The 19,710-nt window shown below is 38.0% G+C and carries 18 protein-coding genes, 10 tRNA genes and 1 pseudogene; 1 reads left to right on the plus strand and 28 read right to left on the minus strand.

Features of this window, described 5'->3' with window-relative positions:
• Window positions 1–4: 4 nt before the first annotated feature.
• The 11 genes from EDD69_RS14535 to EDD69_RS14585 all read right to left on the minus strand — a co-directional run bounded on the left by EDD69_RS14535 (window position 5) and on the right by EDD69_RS14585 (window position 8,562).
• A complete protein-coding gene (locus EDD69_RS14535) occupies window positions 5–250 on the minus strand; it encodes a hypothetical protein (RefSeq protein WP_132949630.1) in 246 nt (81 codons plus the stop codon).
• Window positions 251–400: 150 nt separating this feature from the next.
• Window positions 401–724, minus strand: a complete 324-nt coding sequence (locus EDD69_RS14540; RefSeq protein ID WP_165871811.1) for a hypothetical protein — start codon at window positions 722–724, stop codon at window positions 401–403.
• A gap of 68 nt (window positions 725–792) precedes the next feature.
• Window positions 793–1,725, minus strand: coding sequence for a 1-phosphofructokinase (pfkB, locus tag EDD69_RS14545; protein ID WP_132949632.1), 933 nt, complete (start codon window positions 1,723–1,725; stop codon window positions 793–795).
• Window positions 1,726–1,742: 17 nt separating this feature from the next.
• The gene (locus tag EDD69_RS14550) at window positions 1,743–2,612 is read right to left on the minus strand and encodes a tagatose bisphosphate family class II aldolase (RefSeq protein ID WP_132949633.1); all 870 of its coding nucleotides are present in this window, start codon (window positions 2,610–2,612) and stop codon (window positions 1,743–1,745) included.
• Window positions 2,613–2,634: 22 nt separating this feature from the next.
• Window positions 2,635–3,813 (minus strand): N-acetylglucosamine-6-phosphate deacetylase, encoded by a 1,179-nt coding sequence (gene nagA, locus EDD69_RS14555; RefSeq protein WP_132949634.1) that lies wholly within the window; start codon window positions 3,811–3,813, stop codon window positions 2,635–2,637.
• A 2-nt stretch (window positions 3,814–3,815) separates the two neighbouring features.
• The gene (agaF, locus tag EDD69_RS14560) at window positions 3,816–4,235 is read right to left on the minus strand and encodes a PTS galactosamine/N-acetylgalactosamine transporter subunit IIA (RefSeq protein WP_165871812.1); all 420 of its coding nucleotides are present in this window, start codon (window positions 4,233–4,235) and stop codon (window positions 3,816–3,818) included.
• Between the two features lie 108 nt (window positions 4,236–4,343).
• On the minus strand, window positions 4,344–5,156 hold the full coding sequence (locus EDD69_RS14565) for a PTS system mannose/fructose/sorbose family transporter subunit IID (RefSeq protein ID WP_132949636.1): 813 nt from the start codon (window positions 5,154–5,156) through the stop codon (window positions 4,344–4,346).
• Window positions 5,146–5,907 (minus strand): PTS N-acetylgalactosamine transporter subunit IIC, encoded by a 762-nt coding sequence (gene agaW, locus EDD69_RS14570; protein WP_132949637.1) that lies wholly within the window; start codon window positions 5,905–5,907, stop codon window positions 5,146–5,148. Before agaW ends, EDD69_RS14565 begins: the two co-directional genes overlap by 11 nt.
• 16 nt (window positions 5,908–5,923) lie before the next feature.
• Window positions 5,924–6,406 carry a PTS N-acetylgalactosamine transporter subunit IIB gene (agaV, locus tag EDD69_RS14575; RefSeq protein WP_132949638.1) on the minus strand — a complete coding sequence of 161 codons (483 nt, stop codon included), beginning with the start codon at window positions 6,404–6,406 and terminating at the stop codon, window positions 5,924–5,926.
• A 98-nt stretch (window positions 6,407–6,504) separates the two neighbouring features.
• Entirely contained in the window at window positions 6,505–7,689 is a 1,185-nt protein-coding gene (locus EDD69_RS14580) for an SIS domain-containing protein (RefSeq protein ID WP_132949639.1), read from the minus strand.
• Window positions 7,690–7,881: 192 nt separating this feature from the next.
• Window positions 7,882–8,562 (minus strand): GntR family transcriptional regulator, encoded by a 681-nt coding sequence (locus tag EDD69_RS14585; RefSeq protein WP_132949640.1) that lies wholly within the window; start codon window positions 8,560–8,562, stop codon window positions 7,882–7,884.
• Between the two features lie 325 nt (window positions 8,563–8,887).
• On the opposite strand from EDD69_RS14585, the pseudogene EDD69_RS14590 reads away from it, so the two are divergent.
• Window positions 8,888–10,045 (plus strand): annotated as a pseudogene (locus EDD69_RS14590) (IS256 family transposase).
• A gap of 301 nt (window positions 10,046–10,346) precedes the next feature.
• On the opposite strand, the gene glmS reads toward EDD69_RS14590, so the two are convergent.
• From glmS to EDD69_RS14675, 17 genes are all read right to left on the minus strand, one after another.
• Window positions 10,347–12,149: a glutamine--fructose-6-phosphate transaminase (isomerizing) gene (gene glmS, locus EDD69_RS14595; protein WP_132949641.1), complete on the minus strand. Its 1,803-nt coding sequence runs from the start codon at window positions 12,147–12,149 to the stop codon at window positions 10,347–10,349.
• Window positions 12,150–12,555: 406 nt separating this feature from the next.
• Window positions 12,556–13,902 (minus strand): phosphoglucosamine mutase, encoded by a 1,347-nt coding sequence (gene glmM, locus EDD69_RS14600; protein ID WP_132949642.1) that lies wholly within the window; start codon window positions 13,900–13,902, stop codon window positions 12,556–12,558.
• A 29-nt stretch (window positions 13,903–13,931) separates the two neighbouring features.
• On the minus strand, window positions 13,932–15,164 hold the full coding sequence (locus EDD69_RS14605) for a CdaR family protein (RefSeq protein ID WP_132949643.1): 1,233 nt from the start codon (window positions 15,162–15,164) through the stop codon (window positions 13,932–13,934).
• Window positions 15,157–15,978, minus strand: a complete 822-nt coding sequence (cdaA, locus tag EDD69_RS14610; protein ID WP_132949644.1) for a diadenylate cyclase CdaA — start codon at window positions 15,976–15,978, stop codon at window positions 15,157–15,159. Before cdaA ends, EDD69_RS14605 begins: the two co-directional genes overlap by 8 nt.
• 61 nt (window positions 15,979–16,039) lie before the next feature.
• Complete coding sequence (locus EDD69_RS14615) at window positions 16,040–16,636, minus strand: zf-HC2 domain-containing protein (protein WP_424565374.1); 597 nt, start codon at window positions 16,634–16,636, stop codon at window positions 16,040–16,042.
• A gap of 32 nt (window positions 16,637–16,668) precedes the next feature.
• Window positions 16,669–17,232 (minus strand): RNA polymerase sigma factor SigW, encoded by a 564-nt coding sequence (sigW, locus tag EDD69_RS14620; protein ID WP_132949646.1) that lies wholly within the window; start codon window positions 17,230–17,232, stop codon window positions 16,669–16,671.
• Window positions 17,233–17,344: 112 nt separating this feature from the next.
• Window positions 17,345–18,247, minus strand: coding sequence for an arginase (rocF, locus tag EDD69_RS14625; RefSeq protein WP_132949647.1), 903 nt, complete (start codon window positions 18,245–18,247; stop codon window positions 17,345–17,347).
• A 157-nt stretch (window positions 18,248–18,404) separates the two neighbouring features.
• Window positions 18,405–18,477: transfer RNA gene (locus EDD69_RS14630), tRNA-Ala, on the minus strand.
• 11 nt (window positions 18,478–18,488) lie between these two features.
• Window positions 18,489–18,563: transfer RNA gene (locus EDD69_RS14635), tRNA-Gly, on the minus strand.
• Between the two features lie 7 nt (window positions 18,564–18,570).
• A tRNA-Lys gene (locus tag EDD69_RS14640) sits at window positions 18,571–18,643 on the minus strand.
• A gap of 166 nt (window positions 18,644–18,809) precedes the next feature.
• Window positions 18,810–18,884: transfer RNA gene (locus EDD69_RS14645), tRNA-Gln, on the minus strand.
• Window positions 18,885–19,028: 144 nt separating this feature from the next.
• Window positions 19,029–19,113: transfer RNA gene (locus tag EDD69_RS14650), tRNA-Tyr, on the minus strand.
• A gap of 4 nt (window positions 19,114–19,117) precedes the next feature.
• Window positions 19,118–19,193: transfer RNA gene (locus tag EDD69_RS14655), tRNA-Thr, on the minus strand.
• 170 nt (window positions 19,194–19,363) lie between these two features.
• Window positions 19,364–19,439: transfer RNA gene (locus EDD69_RS14660), tRNA-Val, on the minus strand.
• A 10-nt stretch (window positions 19,440–19,449) separates the two neighbouring features.
• Window positions 19,450–19,521: transfer RNA gene (locus EDD69_RS14665), tRNA-Glu, on the minus strand.
• A 20-nt stretch (window positions 19,522–19,541) separates the two neighbouring features.
• Window positions 19,542–19,614, minus strand: a tRNA-Thr gene (locus tag EDD69_RS14670).
• Between the two features lies 1 nt (window position 19,615).
• A tRNA-Asn gene (locus tag EDD69_RS14675) sits at window positions 19,616–19,690 on the minus strand.
• Between the last annotated feature and the right edge of the window lie 20 nt (window positions 19,691–19,710).

Raw genomic sequence — 19,710 nt, forward strand, 5'->3', positions numbered from 1 at the left:
TTTCCTATTGCCTTTTTTTGGTCATTAATAGGGTATCCAATTTGATTGTGGGGTATACCGCTTCAGCCATGGTTAATTGATTTTCACAGAAAAAGGAATCGAGAAACGTACCTCCAAGTACTTTTCTCGATTCTCTGAATCCAGTTCCCTTAATATCGTCAAACTTTTTCCATACAATCCCATTCTCACACCAAACAACTGTATCCCCTATTTGCACGGTAAATAGGACCTCCTTCTTTTTTTTTTGCAAAATCTTATCTCCTCTTTTCTGATAATATTATCTGGACAAAAAAGAAAAACCCATAAAAAACACACATGCATTTTTTATATGGGTTTCCAGCATTAGTATTGAACCTTAAAAATTCGGTTAGAACCACTTGTTTAAATAAGATTAACATGATTATTTTTTTCGTCCTGCAAATATGGCTAACTCAAAACATTTAAAAAAAAAACAATCGACATCATCATATCCAATTTCCCTCAGCCAATCGCATTGTGTATCGACAGATAAAAGAATATTATCATGTTTATCTGCTCTGTTATTATGCTCGTCCAACAAAACCTCTTTCGATTTTGGACTTCCTTGGTTTATGAGATATTGATACAATGTATCAACCATCATTTCATCAAACAATTTCTCTCCCCAGGTACTAACCGAGGATACGTGCTCCATATTAATAAAGATTCCACCGAGAGCAAGAGGTTGATATATTTCTTCATACAATTCATACTTTCTTGCATATGTTAAGTGATGAATTGCAAATCCTGATACTATGGCATTCTGTTTAAATTTTATGTTAATACAGATACTTCTGTTTCTGTAATGAATGAATTGATTAATTTTGGCTGTATATATCCTGTCTTTTCTTCTATTGCATTTAATGTTCCGAATGCACATCCATATTTAAGAGTTTCAATTGGATCTAAGTTTCTTGCTATAGCTATCGCAAACCCAGCAACCATAGAATCGCCAGATCCAACAGGGTTAACGGCCCGTACTTTAGGTGGTGTAGCTATATAAAATTTCCCGCCGTGAAAGCCAACAGCACCTTTTTCTCCCAATGAAACGATGATATATTCAATATCAAATTGTTCCTTCAAATAATTGATAGCTTCTTTTACATCTTGAATTGTAGTTATTTTTTCTATATTAAGGAGTTTTGATAGCTCATCTTTATTTGGTTTGATCAGATAGGGATTAGCTTTTAGACCTTCCCCCAAAGCTTCACCACTCGTATCCAAAATAAATTTTTTCCCTTTTTCATTTGCAATATTTATTAATTTCTGGTAGAAAGAAGAATCTAATCCTATAGGTAAGCTTCCAGATGCAACTACAACATCAACATTATTAATAATATTCTTATAATTTTCAATAAATGTAGATGCCTCTTCTTCAGTAATACAAGGACCAGCTTCTAGAATTTCTGTTTGCTTTCCATTGTGGAGAATAGCAATGCAATGTCTGGTTTCTCCTTGAATTTTAATAAATTGATGGTTAATGTTATTTTCGTTTAGTACATTTTCTATAAATTCACCCGTAGTTCCACCCAAAAAACCCGTAGCACAAACATTCTCTCCGGCAAGTTGAATAACCCTTGTAACATTTAAACCCTTTCCGCCTGCTGTTTTGATTACTCGATAACAACGATTAACCTCATTAAGATGTAGAGAGTCCAGTTTATAGTTAATATCAACTGACGGATTTAACGTTATTGTTAAAATCATCAGGACTTCACCGCTTTTTAATATCTATTTTCACTCATACACATAAAAATTTTTTCCCTTACAACTTTTTTCATTGCTTGCTTTGCAGGTTCCATATATTTTCTTGGATCATTTACTTGAGGGTTATCTATTAAGTATTGTCTGAGCGCAGAAGAAAACGCGATTTTTAATTCTGTTGCGACATTAACTTTAGCACAACCAAGTTCAATACAACGACGCACATCCTCTTGCGAAATACCTGAAGCCCCATGTAAAACAAGAGGAATATTAACTTTTTTTCTTATTAAATCAAGGCGTTCAAAGTCTAATTTAGGCTCTGAACGGTATAACCCATGGGCTGTTCCTATAGCGACAGCTAGTGAATCTACTCCGGTTCTCTTAACAAATTCTACAGCTGCATCAGGGTCAGTGTAATATGATTCTGCTTCATCTACGACCAAGTCATCTTCTTGTCCGCCGAGCCTTCCTAGTTCTGCCTCTACAGTTGCGCCTTTGGAGTGAGCGTATTCAACAACTTCTTTTACAATATTAATATTTTCATCAAACGGATAATGGGAAGCATCAATCATAACGGATTTTGCCCCCAATTCTACTGATGCAATAATATCCTCAATTTTTTCATGGTGATCTAGATGAAGAGCTATAGGGATGCTAGAACGTTTTGCAGCTGTTTCAGAAATAGCTTGAATATAATCTCTTCCCGCGTATTGAAATGTACCAGGAGTTGCTGCCAAAATAACAGGTGAACGCATTTCCTCAGCCGTTTCAACAACTACTTGAATTGTTTCGAGATTATGGATATTAAAAGCTGGTACTGCGTATCCTTCTTGTTTTGCTTTTAATAGCATTTCTTTTGTATTTACAAGCTGATTTCCCGTATTACTCATTATTTTCACTCCTAATTTTTTGTCACATTGTTTGATTACATTTTTGGAATTTTTTCTCATATTTTATAACACCCTCAATTGCTACTTTAAGAACTTCTAATTGATCATTTAACACAACAAAATCTGCTTTTTTATTTGGGGCAATACTACCAACTTTATCATCTAAACCAATACTTTTAGCTGGATTTAAAGACCCCATATGCCAACACTGTAACAAAGAAAGATTCGTCCAATTATAAATATTTTTTATTCCATCAATAAGTTTTAATGTACTACCGGCAAGGGACCCTGATGTTGTTTTTGCTATACCATTTTTTACATGCACCTCAAACTCTCCTAAAAAGTAATGACCATCTGGCATTAATCCCGCTCTCATGCAGTCAGTAACTAAGCAGATCTTGTCATATCCCTTATTTTTGATTGTAATATTTACTGCAACAGGATGAACATGTTCACCATCACATATAAGTTCGACAAATGTATTTTCTGATGATAATGCCGCACCTACTACACCAGGTTCACGATGATGAAACCCCCTCATCCCATTAAATAGATGAACGAAGATAGAGGCTCCATTTTCTATTGCTTGTATGCATGTTTCATAGTCTGCATCAGTATGTCCCAAAGCTACATATATCCCTTTATTTGTTACTTCCTTAATAAATTGAAGTGCTCCTTTCCTCTCTGGAGCCAATGCTATTTTTCGAATTAACCCTCCTGATTGTTCAATCCATGTATTTAGTTCATTTATAGACGGATCCTTAAAATATGCTGAATTTTGTGCTCCTTTATGTTTTTTGGTAAAATATGGTCCTTCCAAAAAAATCCCTTCAATTTTGGCTCCTATTTCCCCTTGTTTGTGAACTTCATAAATGGTGCTGACGACTTGATTTAACTTATCGAAAGAGCTTGTCAATGTTGTTGGAAGAAAACGAGTAACTCCGTATTTAAGTATATTTTTAGAAATAGTTTGAATGGATTCGGGTGTATTATCCATCACGTCAGATCCAGAAATGCCATGAATGTGTGTATCAAACAGTCCTGGTGCAACAATACAATCACCAACATCTAGAATATCAATCGATTTATTTTCTATTTTCTCAACATAATTACCAAATAGCCCATCCTTTATTTCTACAAATCCATTATTTTTAATCCCATCTTCAAGAAAAAAGGTTTTAGCTTTTAAATAGTAATGCATTTTCAAATACCTTCCTCACAATTTTTATTAATTGTGTTCATACTGAATGTTTTTATATTATTAACTCCTTGCTCGATTGATGCTGATACAAATTCATTCAGTGTCTTTTCTCTAAAAAATATAGAGCTAAGCAGCATTGGGACATTAGTTCCACCAATAACCTTTATATTTTCATTTGTTGCAGCAATTGTTGAACATACTTTAAATGGGGTACCACCGACTAAATCAGTAAAACAAACAATACCATTTTGTTCTCCTATTTTTTCTATCGCCTTTTCAATTTTTTCTTGCAAACTTTCACAATTATCTTCTTCAAGAAAATTAACAATCTCTATATTTGGTTGTTCACCTGCAATCAATTTAACAGTGCTATAAATACCTTCAGCAAATGTTCCATGTCCACTAATTATAATTCCAATCATTTCTTTACCTCCTAAAAAAGAAAGAAGAGAATGGATATCCATTTCACTTCTGCTAGAATATTGATTATTAAATTTGATTTTTTAATTATCTAAATTTAGGTTTAAGGTTTATAGAACATTAAAACATTTACCTATTATACCCATTAACACAGTAATTACTATTAGCGTTAAAGGGGATTTACCTTTTTTTAGTAAATAATACATAAGTATTGTATATGTTAATGGCAAAAGTGCCGGCATAATTTTATCTAGTAAATCAGTTTGTAGTTTAACTTTAGCTTCACCTGTTTTAATGACAGCGGTTGTTTTAAAGTTTACATATGTTGCAATTAAACCACCTACTACTGATAAACCGAGGATGGAAGCAGCTCTTGAAATTTGCTTTGTACCTTCTTTTAATTGTTGTATAGCTTTTATACCTGTGTAATAGCCATAGCGTATTAATCCAAAACGCAAACCAAAATGTACAATATTAAATAAAACTAAGAAAATAATTGGACCTGCAATATTTCCATCCATAGCAAGAGATGCACCAATACCAGCTGTAATTGGTAACAATGTTAACCAAAACAGAGCATCTCCAATGCCACCCAATGGTCCCATTGTAGCTACTTTAATTCCACGAATGGCATCACGATCTTCTTTATTTTGTTCCATTGCCATAATAATCCCCATAATAAAGGTAACAAGGAATGGGTGTGTGTTAAAAAATTCCATATGATCCTTCATAGATTTTGATAGGTCTTGTTTGTTTCGATGAATTTTTCTTAATCCAGGAATTAGCCCATATAACCATCCAGCTGCTTGCATTCGTTCATAATTGAAGGAGGCTTGAAGTAATAAGGATCTCCAAGCAAGAATATTTAAGTCTTTTTTGCTTAACTTCACGTCGTTTGATGGATCAACATAATTAGATGCCATCGTTTATTTCCTCCTCTCTATAGGCAGCATTGTTTTTATTGAGGAAAAAGTCATAAAGAGCAATTGCTGACCCTATTAAGGCAATTGCAAGTATTGGAAGTTTCATATATGCAGCAAGTACAAATCCTAAAATTAAGAACGCAACATACTCTTTTTTCAACATAACTTTTAGTAACATAGCAAAACCTATAGCTGGCATAATTCCTCCTGCAACGGATAGACCATTAATGAACCACTTAGGAACGATCTCAACAAATTTTATTGCAGCATCACTTCCGAAATATATTGGTAGGAAAGCAATAACAAAATACATAACAAAAAGAATTGCCAATCCTAAATAGTTAATTTTTTCAATACCTTTATAATTAGCTTCTTCTGCAAACCGATCTGCTTTATGCATAACTGGTGCAAAAACTGTGAACAAAAGGGTTATAAGCCCTTGTACTGCTACAGCAAAAGGTACTGCTATTCCTACTGCAACTTTAGGATCTTGCTTGGTCAAAATAGCAAATGCAGTGCCAATTATCCCTCCAATAACAACGTTTGGTGGTTGAGCACCTGCAAGTGGTACCATCCCCATCCAAACTAATTCCAGTGTAGCACCAGCAATAAGACCGGTTTTGATATCCCCTAAAATCAGACCTACAATAACTCCAGTTACTACTGGTCGATGGATATGGGTCAAACCGTTAAATAAATCAATACCAGCAATTCCTGCCCATAGTGCAATTAGCAGCGCTTCTGTAAGCATAAGCCTCTCCCCTTAATTATTTGATTAAATCTAAAATATTTTGACCTTTTTCATCCGGAACTCGCCGTAAATCTAGCTCAACCCCCAGTTTTGCAAGTTCTTTGAAAGCTTTTATGTCTTCTTCATCAACAGATACAGTAGGAGCAATCTGTTTTTTTCCTTCTTCATAGTGCATATTTCCAATATTGATTTTTTTGATTGGTACACCTCCTTTTACTAGCTTTAAGGCGTCATGTGGATCTTTTACAACAATAAATATTTTTTGTCGCGGGGAAGCTTTATGAATGATATCGATAGTCTTTTGAATGGAAAAGAAACGTGTTTGAATAGTATCTGGAACTACCATATCCATTAAATTTTGTTGAACAGGGTCCTCTGCTACTTGATCATTAGCAACCAATATTAAGTTTGCACCTAAATGATTAACCCATGTAACTCCTACTTGACCATGGATTAAGCGATTATCAATTCTAGTTAATAGAATGTTTGGCTCTGCCATTTGATTCCCCCCTAAAATTCGGAAAACGCTTTCACTAATATAAAAAATTTTTTAGACTAATAATAAGTAAATACAATTGATGAAATCAAAAGGAAATTTTATTTTTTGATTAACGGATAAATTTTGACACCTTTGACAACTCTATTGACTATTCCATTAGGACTTGGATTGTCAGGTGAAATTCCTAGGGAGATAGATTTTTTCATCGCTAGTACTTGTGCAAAAGAAATAAACAAAAATGTTAAATATAAGTCATGTATATCATGATTTATATGAACATCAATTAAGTAATGGCAATTGTTTTTTATTTCATTATCTGGGTTTTGTGCAACAGCAACTACTTTCAATTCTATTTTTTCATTGTAAATTTCCTTAAGCATATCAATATCGTATTTTCTGGTATAGGGATTACTCGATATAAACATAACGACAACAGTTTCATCATTTAACATCGATTTTGGACCGTGACGGAATCCAAGAGAAGATTCATAAACAGCCATTATTTTTCCACTTGTTAACTCAAGCATCTTTAAGGCAGATTCTCTTGATAAACCTGTAAAAATACCGGAACCTAAATAAACAATACGCTTAAAATCTATCTTGGAAATATCATCAATCATAGAAATATGATCAATTAGAAACTGATTAGCATATTCGATAATAGGTTTTATTAACTTTGTAAAACTGCTTATTTTGTTTATTTGAAATACTAAACTAGCCGTTAGTAACATAGAAGTGAAACTGCTAGTCATAGCAAATCCTTTATCATTAGACTCATCCGGCATCGGTAATAGCAAAGATTTATCATCTTGTTTTGTATTAACTGCTAAATGCCCATATTGATTACAAGTAATTACTAGTTGATACGTTGATTTAACCAACTGTTCACTTAGTTGAACAGCTGCTACACTTTCAGGACTATTTCCAGACCGTGCAAATGAAACTAGTAGTGTCGGTACATCTCTTTGAAAATATTCATATGGAGCTGAAACTAAATCAGTTGTCGCAATGCTTTCAAATACAAAATTTTTATATTGGTTATTTTGTATTAAATAAGGAAGAATTGTTTCACCTACATATGCAGAGGTTCCTGCGCCAGTTAAAATTACTCTTACTTTTTGGTGATTGTCATTGATAAAACTTAGAAATTCATGTATTTTGTCTTTCTTTTCTTTCAGCATTTCAATTACTTTGTTCCATACTAATGGTTGTTGAACTATTTCAGAAACGGTATAAGTAGCACCAAGCTGATCTAGTTCATCTTTTTTATAATTTAGTATCATGTTAATCCTCCTAACGCTAATCGGTTCTTTTTACCAATAATTGAAAAGTATTTAAACATGAATTAATGTTATCATGTCATCATGTTGTCATAACCAGCTAATCCCTAAAAGAGCTAGTAGTATAGCTCTTTTTTCATGTTTTTAAAAATTTATGCCATTTATAATTCTCTATGTGGTTATGCATAATAAATATTAGTCTGATAATTCGACAGTATAAATAAACTTATCTCCTCTAGCTATACTAGTAGTGTATTCACAAACATTGTTGTGCGAGTACAAATATCTTTTGATCATCATAGCTGGTTCACCTTGTTTGACATTTAGCCATTTAGCCTCATCGTCTCTTATTTTAGTCACTGAAAATTTCTCTACTGCCTTTGTTATAACGATACCGTAATGGTCACGGAAAACATCATACATTGGCTTTAGCTCTAACATTTCTTTTGTTAATCTTTCAAAATATCGTTTAGGTAAGTAGGAAATTTCATAAATTAATGGTTCTTTATCAGCTAAACGAAGTCTTGTTACTTTGTAAACATCTTCACCTACTTCGATATTCAGACTGTTAGCTATTTTTCTATTTACAGAAATTATTTCAAAATCCAAAACAATTGATTCAGGTTTTTTACCGATCTTTTTCATTTCTTCTGTAAAACTATATAATTTATCTAAATTTTGATTAAACATGCGAGGAGATACAAAACTCCCAAGACCATGAAGTTTATAAATATATCCTTCACGTTCAAGCTCTAACAAAGCTTGACGAACAGTCATTCGACTAACATCATAAATCTCACATAACTCTCTTTCAGAAGGTAGTTTATCATTTGGTTTGTAAATTTCTTGTTCTATTTGATTAATAATAATATCCATAAGTTGAATATAAAGCGGAATTCTGCTTTGTTTATCAATTTTAGATATAGTGCTTTCCTCCCTTATTGTTGATGATATTCTTGGTTAATAAATGTCATGCTTAAAATTTGAAGGAGATGTGGTCATGTTGTCATAACCACTATGCTAATTTTATTGTATGTTTTTATTTTTTATTTGTAAAGATATTTTAAATAAAAATTTTTATTGTAGTTCAGACTTGATGATGTATAAAATTTTGTGTAAAGCATTTTGCTAGAACCAAAGAAAAAAGGTAGGGTATTCTCTGATTGAACCCAAACATTCCAGAGAAAGGAGAACCCTACCTATGTCTAAAAGTATATCGAATTTAGACTGGGTCAATCAACTGGAAACGCCATTCGTCAGTTTGTAAAGGAAAAATTAGAACTGATCATGCGGGAAGAAATCAAGAATTTCCTCGAAATAGAACAGGCCGGAACGTCGAATATGAGAAACGGCTACTATCAACGAAATCTAGATACGCAATATGGCCGGATTGAAGGTCTTTTGGTCCCTAGAGACCGAAACGGAGAATTTCAAACCCAATTGTTCGCTCCCCACACCGGCTGGCTTGAGGAAGCCATCATCAGGATGTATCAAAGTGGCATGAGTACACGTGAAATTGGCAAGTTTATTGAACGAATTTTAGGCAATGCCTATTCTCCTGCAACGATCAGCCGTATTACCGATGTAGTGAAGGAAGACATCGAGAAATGGTACACTCGTCCACTGCACAAGCGTTATTCCGTCTTATATTTGGATGGTTTATACGTAAAACTTCGTCGCGAAACCGTGGAGAAAGAAGTCATTTATGTGGTGTTAGGGTGTGAATGAAGAAGGATATCGCGAAATTCTTGACTTCTTTGTGGGAGGACAAGAAAGCGCCTATGTATGGCAGGAAATTCTTCAAAACCTCTACCAAAGAGGCGTAAAGGAAGTGCTTTTGGGCGTATTCGATGGACTACCGGGGTTGGAGGAAGCCTTTAAGGCGGTTTATCCGAAAGCCGATGTGCAGCGTTGTGTCGTTCACAAAGTCCGTAACACGCTCCATCGTGTTCGGAAAAAAGACCAATTTGAAGTGGCCGAGGATCTCAAGCTGATTTATCGCGCGCCGAATAAGGAGATGGCGTTACAGATGTTTCAACAGTTTGAATCGAAATGGTCCAGCAAATATCCGAGAGAAGTCCAATCTTGGGCCAATGAGTTGGATGTCCTTCTTACATTTATGGATTATCCAAGCAGTATTCGAAGTGTGATTTACACGACCAATGCCATCGAACGAACGATCAAGGAGATTCGGAAACGTCTAAAGCCGATGAACAGTTTGAATAGTTTAGAAGCCGCTGAAAAAATCGTGTATTTGACCATTCAAGATTTTAATGAGAAATGGGCAGAGCGAAAGTTGCGAGGATTTGCCGAAGCACAGGAAGCCCTTCAACGAATGTTTGAAGAACGTTATCATTAACCAAATGCTGTAAATGGACGAAATAATGGGATTCTCCCTTTCCACACAGGAGACTGAATATTCAGTCTCCTGTGTGGAGAAAATCAGTCCCCTATCAATTCAAATCCATTTCAGAGAAACCCTACCCCCATTATATTACACAAAATTCTTGACGGTACCTTTGTAACACACTCAACAATTATACCTATTTTGTTTTATGCAAAAAAATACTTCTAGCTAAAAGCTAGAAGTATTTTTAAAAAGCGCAGTAAACAACTTTTTTGTAACTCAACAAAAATCCCTACTAACCATCTCAAATCGTTTACTCGACTGTCACAGATTTCGCTAAGTTACGAGGCTTGTCGACGTCGCAGCCGCGATGTAAAGCAGCGTAGTATGCGATCAATTGCAATGGCACGACGGAAACAAGCGGTGTTAGCATCGGATGAACCGCTGGGATGACGTAACGATCCTCTTCTGTTTCTAATCCTTTCATCGAAATGATGCAAGGATTTGCGCCGCGAGCAACAACCTCTTTGACGTTACCGCGAATGCTTAAGTTGACGTGTTCTTGTGTCGCAAGGGCAATGACTGGTGTTCCGTTTTCGATCAAGGCGATCGTTCCGTGTTTCAACTCACCGCCAGCGAATCCTTCTGCTTGGATGTAAGAAATTTCTTTTAGTTTTAATGCTCCTTCTAGGCACACATAGAAGTCAACAGCGCGACCGATGAAGAAGCAGTTGCGTGTAGTTGCTAAATATTCGCGAACGATGGCTTCCATTTCACCTTTCGCATCACAAAGTGTTTCCATCGCGTTCGCTACAATGCCTAACTCTTTTACAAGATCGATCGTAACATCAAGCCCTTTTGCTTTCGCTGTCACAACCGCTAAAATCGCAAGAACCGCTAATTGCGCTGTATATGCTTTCGTTGATGCAACCGCGATTTCTGGGCCTGCATGAAGAAGTAATGTATAGTCTGCTTCGCGAGATAATGTTGAACCTGGTACGTTCGTAATCGTTAATGCTTTATAGCCAAGTTCTTTTGTGCGTACAAGTACCGCACGGCTGTCAGCAGTCTCACCGCTTTGCGAAATATAAATGAATAACGGTTTCTCTGATAGAAGCGGCATGTTGTAAGAAAACTCGCTTGCGATATGAACTTCAACTGGGATGTTCGCCCATTTTTCGATGAATTGTTTACCGACTAAACCAGCGTGATAGCTTGTTCCGCACGCAATAATGTAAATGCGGTCCGCTTCGTTCATCGCTTGTACAATTTCGTTGTCAATCGTTAATTCGCCGTTTTCATCTTGGTATTTTTGAATCAAGCGACGAATAACAAGCGGTTGCTCATCGATTTCTTTTAACATGTAATGCGGATATGTTCCTTTTTCGATGTCGCTCGCATCTAATTCCGCTGTATATGGCGCACGTTCCACGATTTCGCCATTTAGCTTCTTAATGGTCACCGCTTCTCTCGTTACAATGAGCATCTCTTTGTCCATTAACTCCACATATTGATTCGTTACTTGAAGCATCGCCATCGCATCGCTCGCAACGACGTTGAATCCTTCACCTAAACCAGCAAGAAGCGGGCTTTTGTTTTTTGCAGCATAAAGCACACCATCATTTTCCGCATCGATGAGCACAATCGCATAAGAACCTTTTAGCAACGTCAATGTTTTGCGAAACGCTTCTTCGACCGTTAATCCGTCATTTACAAATTTTTCAACCAATTGAACGATTACTTCTGTATCCGTATCGCTTTTGAATGGAACATCTGCTAAGTATTCACGTTTTAAAATCGCATAGTTTTCAATAACACCGTTATGAACGAGCGTGAAGCGACCAGATGCACTTTGATGCGGGTGAGCATTGAGACGGTTCGGTACACCATGCGTCGCCCAACGCGTATGACCAATTCCGACCGGCGCATCAACATTCTCATCAACAATTGCTCGTAAATCAGCGATGCGTCCTTTTTCTTTAAACACATGTACGCCATTTTCATTTAAAAGCGCAATACCTGCTGAGTCATATCCACGATATTCTAATTTTTCGAGTCCGTGCAATAAAATTTCTTTTGATCCTTGTTGGCCAATATAGCCGACAATTCCGCACATAAAAAATCCTCCCTCATCATCAGGGGCAAGAGAAAGGGGCCTCCCTTGCCCCTTTTCTGATTTATGAAAAGTTTATGAAGTGCGATTAGGTCCTCCCCTTTGTCCAAAGAGTCGCCTCTTTGTTTTAAGAGAGGACTTGCGGCTGTAATCGCAACAGCCGGGAGGCATCCGCCGAAAACCTCGATAAACCTCCTCCTCGTCAACTAAGCTTTTCTCCGTCCAAAGCTTAGTCCAGGCGCTTTTTTAATAAACGTAGTGCCACTACCCTCCTTTTATAAAAAAATGTCAAACAAGATTATATTATAGCATCGAGAAAAAAACGTCAACTAGAACATTTTCCCCTTAAAACAAAATATGCATAAATGGAATGAGAGGTTCCATTTATGCATATGATTCAATAGATCGATTATTCAACTCCAAATTCTTCTCTAACGACAGAAGCAATTCGTTCAACATATTGGCGGCATAATTCTTCTGTCGGCGCCTCCGCCATCACCCGCACAAGCGGTTCCGTTCCTGATGGACGAACGAGAATGCGTCCATTTCCAGCCATTTCTCCTTCAACGGCACGAATGACTTCTTGCACTTTTTCACTCTCTAACGCTTTATGCTTATCAGTTACTTTCACATTGACTAAAATTTGCGGATATTTTTTCACTTCACTCGCCAATTGGGATAACGGCTTTTTCGTTACCTTCATAATGTTGACGAGCTGAAGCGCTGTTAATAGCCCATCTCCTGTTGTGTTGTAATCAAGGAAAATGATATGTCCAGACTGCTCACCGCCTAAATTATAGCCATTTTTCTTCATTTCCTCGACAACATAACGGTCACCGACAGCCGTTTGAACACTTTTAATTCCTTGCGCTTCTAACGCTTTATAAAAACCAAGGTTGCTCATCACGGTTGAAACGACCGTTTGATGCTTCAATCGTCCTTGTTCTTTTAAATACTTCGCGCAAATATACATAATTTGGTCGCCGTCGACAATTTGACCATTCTCATCAACAGCAATCAGACGGTCGCCATCTCCGTCGAAGGCTAGTCCAACGTCTGCCCCTTTCTCCTTCACAAAAGCGGCAAGCGCTTCTGGATGCGTTGAGCCGACTCCATCATTGATGTTAATTCCGTTTGGCGATGCGCCCATCGTCGATACATCCGCTTCTAAGTCAGCAAATAAATGGGTTGCAAGCGAAGATGTCGCTCCATGAGCACAGTCAAGAGCGATATGGAGCCCTGAAAAATCTTCTTCCACCGTTTGTTTTAAATATTGTAAGTATTTTTGTCCACCTTCAAAATAATCGTTCACTTGCCCTAAATCTTTGCCGATCGGTCTTGGCAATGTATCTTCTGGGCTATCAAGCAACGCTTCAATTTCCTGTTCCTGCTCATCGGATAGTTTGAATCCGTCTGGACCAAAGAACTTAATGCCGTTATCTTCTACAGGGTTATGTGAAGCGGAAATCATGACCCCTGCTTGCGCTCCTAACGCTTTGGTTAAATAAGCAACCCCAGGGGTAGAAATGACGCCAAGACGCATCACTTCCGCCCCGATTGAAAGCAATCCAGCAACAAGCGCTCCTTCTAGCATATGACCAGAAATGCGTGTATCACGCCCAATCAACACTTTTGGTCGCTCTTTATCTTTTGTTAAGACATATCCGCCAAAACGGCCAATTTTGAATGCGAGTTCAGGTGTTAGCTCTTTGTTGGCAATTCCCCTTACTCCATCTGTTCCGAAATATTTACCCATGCTAAGATCTCTCCTTTGCCATCACCAATTTACTCTTTTTTGGCGATTTTAATTTTTGCCCTCTTTTGCGGCAATTCCCATTGAATGTTTTGTGGTCCGTTTACTTCAATCGGCACTTCATGCTCACCGATCCCAAATTCGCTAACGTTTAAGTATAGTTCAATATCTTCTGTTTGAATCGAATGGAGTACGCTTGGAGCTCCAAGAGCATTGATCGTTAATTTTCCGTCTTCTGGATTCAAAAACTGCGCTGTATACGCATCACTCAATCCTAAAATTTGAATCGGGACGTCTTCAAATGTTCTCTTTTCTTCTTTTTCTACTTCAATATAAATTTTAATTTTTCCTGGATCAACTGCTTTAACCCCTTTTGGTAAAGGAACATCCACTTCCAATGTTGTATTTTCTGTAATTTCATCTAAATTGATTGTAATTCCATCGATAAATTCAATTTCGTCAATTCGTGCTTTCGGACCAAAAATCGTTACTTCATTTGGAACAGCTTCAATTTTAACAATGCTTAGTCCTTTCTTTAATGCCCCTTTGCGATTAATTTTAAACGGAACCGTTTTGCTTGGACTTTTAATCGGCACCGTAATATCGACCACAGAAGGCTCCACTTCTAATGGAAGGACATTTCCTTCTCTATCATAGACGGTTACCCTTGACTCACGCTCAATCGTTTCTTCCGCGTTGCGCAAATCGATGCGAGCTTTCACTAAAGCGACGCGTTCAACGATATTTTTCGCACCTGTTACTTTCACGAGATTCGGTTTGACAATCGGTTGTTCCGGCGAATAGCCATCAGCAATTTTATTTTTGTTGATGAAATCAACTTCCACAGGAAAATCCCGTGATACTCTCTCGTCAATAACGACTGTGATGGTCGCTGGATCAATTTTAACACGTAACTTATCAGAAATGTTTCGATATTTAAGTGGCACCTTATGCGTACCTAACTCCAAGTTGGATAAATCGACATAAATTTCAAAATCACGTTGTAAGGCAGTCGGTTTTAGAATGCTTTTTGGCCCTTCTAGCGTCACATTAACAAACTTAGGAATGCCTGATACAACTAAGTTTTCTTGATCATAATAAGCCACAACAGGAACCTCAGTCACCGTTTCAACATCCGTTTTCCCAACTGTATTTTTCGCGACGCTATTGGATTGTGTTTCAATATTGACAGACATGTAAATCATGAGCGCTAACAACAACGAAAAAATGCGTATAAACCACGGATTGTTCATTAGTTTATCCATTTTTCTTCCCCCTCCACTGCCAACGAGATGAGGAAGTGGACTTTGGCTGTATCAATTCTTTCGTCAGCAATTCACGGAATATTTCTGGTTTCAAATCACGATAAAGCTCCCCATTTTTCGTAATCGAAATCGCTCCTGTTTCTTCGGATACAACGATCGTGATGCTGTCGGTTACTTCGCTAATGCCAAGAGCTGCTCGATGGCGCGTTCCTAATTCTTTTGAAATAAATGGACTTTCCGATAACGGCAAATAACAAGAAGCTGCTGAAATTTGATTTTTTTGAATGATCACCGCTCCATCATGGAGAGGAGTGTTCGGAATAAAAATATTGATGAGTAACTCTGATGAAATGTGAGCATGTAAAGGAATGCCTGTCTCTACATAATCACCCATTCCGGTTTCTCTCTCAATCGAAATAAGAGCACCAATTCGCCGTTTTGCCATATACTCTGTCGCTTTAATAATCGCTTCAATCATTTGCATCTGTTCTTCATCGTCTGGCGCGCTGCTTCTTGAGAACAGTTTTCCTCTTCCTAATTGTTCAAGCGCTCTTCTTAATTCAGGTTGGAAAATAATAATAATCGCTAAAAAACCCCACGTAATCGCTTGATCCATCAGCCATTGTAACGTATTTAATCCAATGAAGCTGCTCACAATACGAACAAGAATAATAACGATGATTCCTTTTAATAATTGCACCGCTTTTGTTCCGCGGATCACCATAATCAATTTATAAATAACAAACCAAACAACAAGAATGTCGATGAATTTTATTAAGTAATCTACCAAAACCGGGAGCTCTTCAAAAGGCATTCTCACACTTCCTTCACTCATTCTAATTGTTTCCACGTAAAAAAAGCCATCAACAGGATGGCTATTTTACTAAAATTTCTGTGATATTCTGGCCAACTCTCTTTATATTATACCAAATCCAATCAAATACTTCATTAACTTCTTCAATCTCACCTGTCACTTCTCCAGCAGAAGCTAAATACTTCTTCCCATTGATCACAGTGACATCTCCATGAACTTCGCCTTCAATTTTGATATTTCCGTTTCGAACAATAATATCTCCTTCAACCACTTTCCCTTTTGGAACAATGACCGTATTGTTTTTAACAATTAAATTTTCTTGTTTAGAAAAAGAAAATTGCTCATTTTCATGCCAAGTTGCCCATAAGCTACTTGTGATCAGAAGAAGAAACAACGATGCAGCGGTAATGAACGGATGATTCGTAAACCAGCGTTGCCAACGAATTCGCCGTTTTTCTTTCGGTAAATTCGCCATTACTTTTTTCGTAAAATCGCTTGACGGAGCAATATGTGACAAGTTTTCGATGAATGAAACCGTTTTTTTCAAGCGATAAAAATGATCGCTGCATTTTTTGCATTCATGAATATGTTTCCGCAACAATTGTTCATCTTCTTTGCGAATCTCTCCATCTAAATAATCGTGCATCAGTTCTACCATCTTTTTAGGACATTCCAACGATGCTCACCCCTTTATAAATCGCCTAGATATTTTCTTAATGCTTCCCTTCCTCGATGAATTCTTGTTTTAACGGTTCCAATCGGTAAATCTAAAATTTCACTAATTTCTTGCAGCGACAATTCATCGATGTACTTTAGCACGATGACCGTACGATATTTTTCAGGCAGCTTTAAAATCGCTTCTTGTACAGTTTTTTGAAGTTCTAAACTTTCTAATGCATCTTCTGGAGATGTTCCTTCATCAGCTAGTTGAGAATACATCGTTAAACCGTCCGTTCCTGTCACTTCAGCATCTAAATAAACATCGGGCTTTTTTTTACGAATACGATCAATCGATAAATTCGTTGCAATTCGATATAACCAAGAAGAAAATTTCATTGTTGAATCATACGTATGGATGTTAACGTATGCACGAATGAATGCTTCTTGTGCAACATCTTCTGCTTCGTGGCGATTGCCTAACATCCGATAGCATAGCTGATAAATTTTATCTTTATAAAATTCAACAATGTCAGCAAAAGCGTTTTGATCTCCTTTTTTAATTGCTTTAATTCGCTGCTTTATAAACGTTTCCATTCAACTTATACCTCCGCACAGCGGCTACTAATTTTATACGAATAACATAAAACAAAGTTCCATAAATCTCAATCAAAATTTTAACAAAAAAAAAGGTTGCACACGCAACCTTTCAAACAAGCTTCTCGCCAAACAACGAACCCATTAATGCAACGGCTGTCGAAGCGGTTTTATTTCGTTCGTCTAAAATCGGATTGACTTCAACAAACTCTGCAGAAGTGATGATTTGTGCTTCAGCTAACATTTCCATGGCTAAATGGCTTTCTCGGTATGTTAAACCGCCAATGACAGGTGTTCCGACACCTGGAGCATCATGTGGATCTAATCCGTCTAAATCAAGGGATAAATGAACACCGTCTGTTCTTTCTTTTAAGTAAGCAATCGTTTCTTCCATCACGGTTGTCATTCCGAGACGATCAACTTCATGCATCGTATATACTTTAATTCCTTTTTCTTTAATCAGTTGTTTTTCTCCTTCATCTAACGAACGAGCACCGATAATCACGATGTTTTCTGGCTTCACTTTCGGACTGTACCCGCCAATCATCGTTAAAGCAGGGTGTCCAAACCCTAGGCTTACTGCTAATGACATACCGTGAATGTTTCCTGAAGGAGAAGTTTCCGCTGTATTTAAATCTCCATGAGCATCGTACCAAATAACCCCTAAGTTTTCATAATGTTTGGCGACTCCTGCCAATGTGCCAATCGCAATGCTATGGTCTCCCCCTAAAACGAGCGGAAAATGACCTTTTTGTACGACTTCATCGACAATGGCTGCTAGTTTTTCATTCGCTTCGGCAACGGCTTTTAAGTTGCGTAACTTTAGATGGACAGGAGAATCCTGTTCTCTTTCTGCTCTACCAATTTGAATATCCCCTAAATCTTCAATTTCATAATTCAAGCGCTCTAATCGCTCCACGACACCCGCATAACGAATGGCGCTTGGCCCCATATCAACCCCTCTGCGTGTTTGACCTAAATCCATTGGCACGCCAATAATCGAAATTTTTTTCATCATCTTTCTCCTCCCCCAGTTGCGTTTACTATTATTGTAGCGGAGAGGAAAAGAATGACTCAACTTGACACTTTTTTGAATATTTATTCCATTTAGAAAAAAGTTAACGATAAAAATAAAAGACCTTGAATCCTAAGAGATTCAAGGTCTCAAGATATGGAGCCTATCGGGATCGAACCGATGACCTCCTGCGTGCAAAGCAGGCGCTCTCCCAGCTGAGCTAAGGCCCCATATGAAGCTTTGGAGCGGAAGACGGGACTCGAACCCGCGACCCCCACCTTGGCAAGGTGGTGTTCTACCACTGAACTACTTCCGCAAAAAAGTGAGCCATGGAGGACTCGAACCTCCGACCCTCTGATTAAAAGTCAGATGCTCTACCTGCTGAGCTAATGGCTCATAACAGTAAAAGATAGCAAATCTATCATTAATTTTCGACACCTTCGACATCCCGCTCTCAGAATGATTTATTCAAGTAGTAGCTCGAGCGGTACGCTGAAGTACACTCACTGAAGCTTATTCGGACGTGCTCTACCTACTGAGCTAATGGCTCACGATGTTAAATTGGCTGGGCTAGCTGGATTCGAACCAGCGCATCACGGAGTCAAAGTCCGTTGCCTTACCGCTTGGCTATAGCCCAATGATTAATCAACATGAACTCACTTCTCTGAATGTACTTCGTGAATCGACACCGCAAGACGATATTTTAAAAAATTTCTGAAGGAAATTTTGCGAAATATCGTCGACAATGACTTAGTTCAGTAATCCGACATTAACTCATAAATGGTGGAGGGGGACGGATTCGAACCGCCGAACCCAAAGGGAGCGGATTTACAGTCCGCCGCGTTTGGCCACTTCGCTACCCCTCCGTCATGGTGCCGGCTGCAGGACTTGAACCCGCAACCTACTGATTACAAGTCAGTTGCTCTACCAATTGAGCTAAGCCGGCATCATTGGTTTTTTTACTCCAGCAACACTTAGCTCATAACGTATTGGACGTCGTCCCGCTCTCAGAAAGCTTAATCAAGTAGTCGCTCGAGCGGTACGCTGAAGCACATTCACCGAAGCTTATTCGGACGTGCTCTTCCAATTGAGCTAAGCCGCCTTATTAAATTTTTATGGTGGAGGATGACGGGATCGAACCGCCGACCCCTTGCTTGTAAGGCAAGTGCTCTCCCAGCTGAGCTAATCCTCCAAAAAAAAGATGACCCGTACGGGATTCGAACCCGTGTTACCGCCGTGAAAGGGCGGTGTCTTAACCACTTGACCAACGGGCCAAAAGAAGACACAATTCGCAAGCTTCCAACCGGGCTTGAACCGGTGACCTCTTCCTTACCATGGAAGTGCTCTACCAACTGAGCTATGGAAGCATGGCTCCACAGGTAGGATTCGAACCTACGACCACTCGGTTAACAGCCGAGCGCTCTACCACTGAGCTACTGTGGAATGTTATGCCCGGCAACGTC

This window comes from Thermolongibacillus altinsuensis (genome assembly GCF_004341205.1).
Lineage (GTDB): Bacteria > Bacillota > Bacilli > Bacillales > Anoxybacillaceae > Thermolongibacillus > Thermolongibacillus altinsuensis.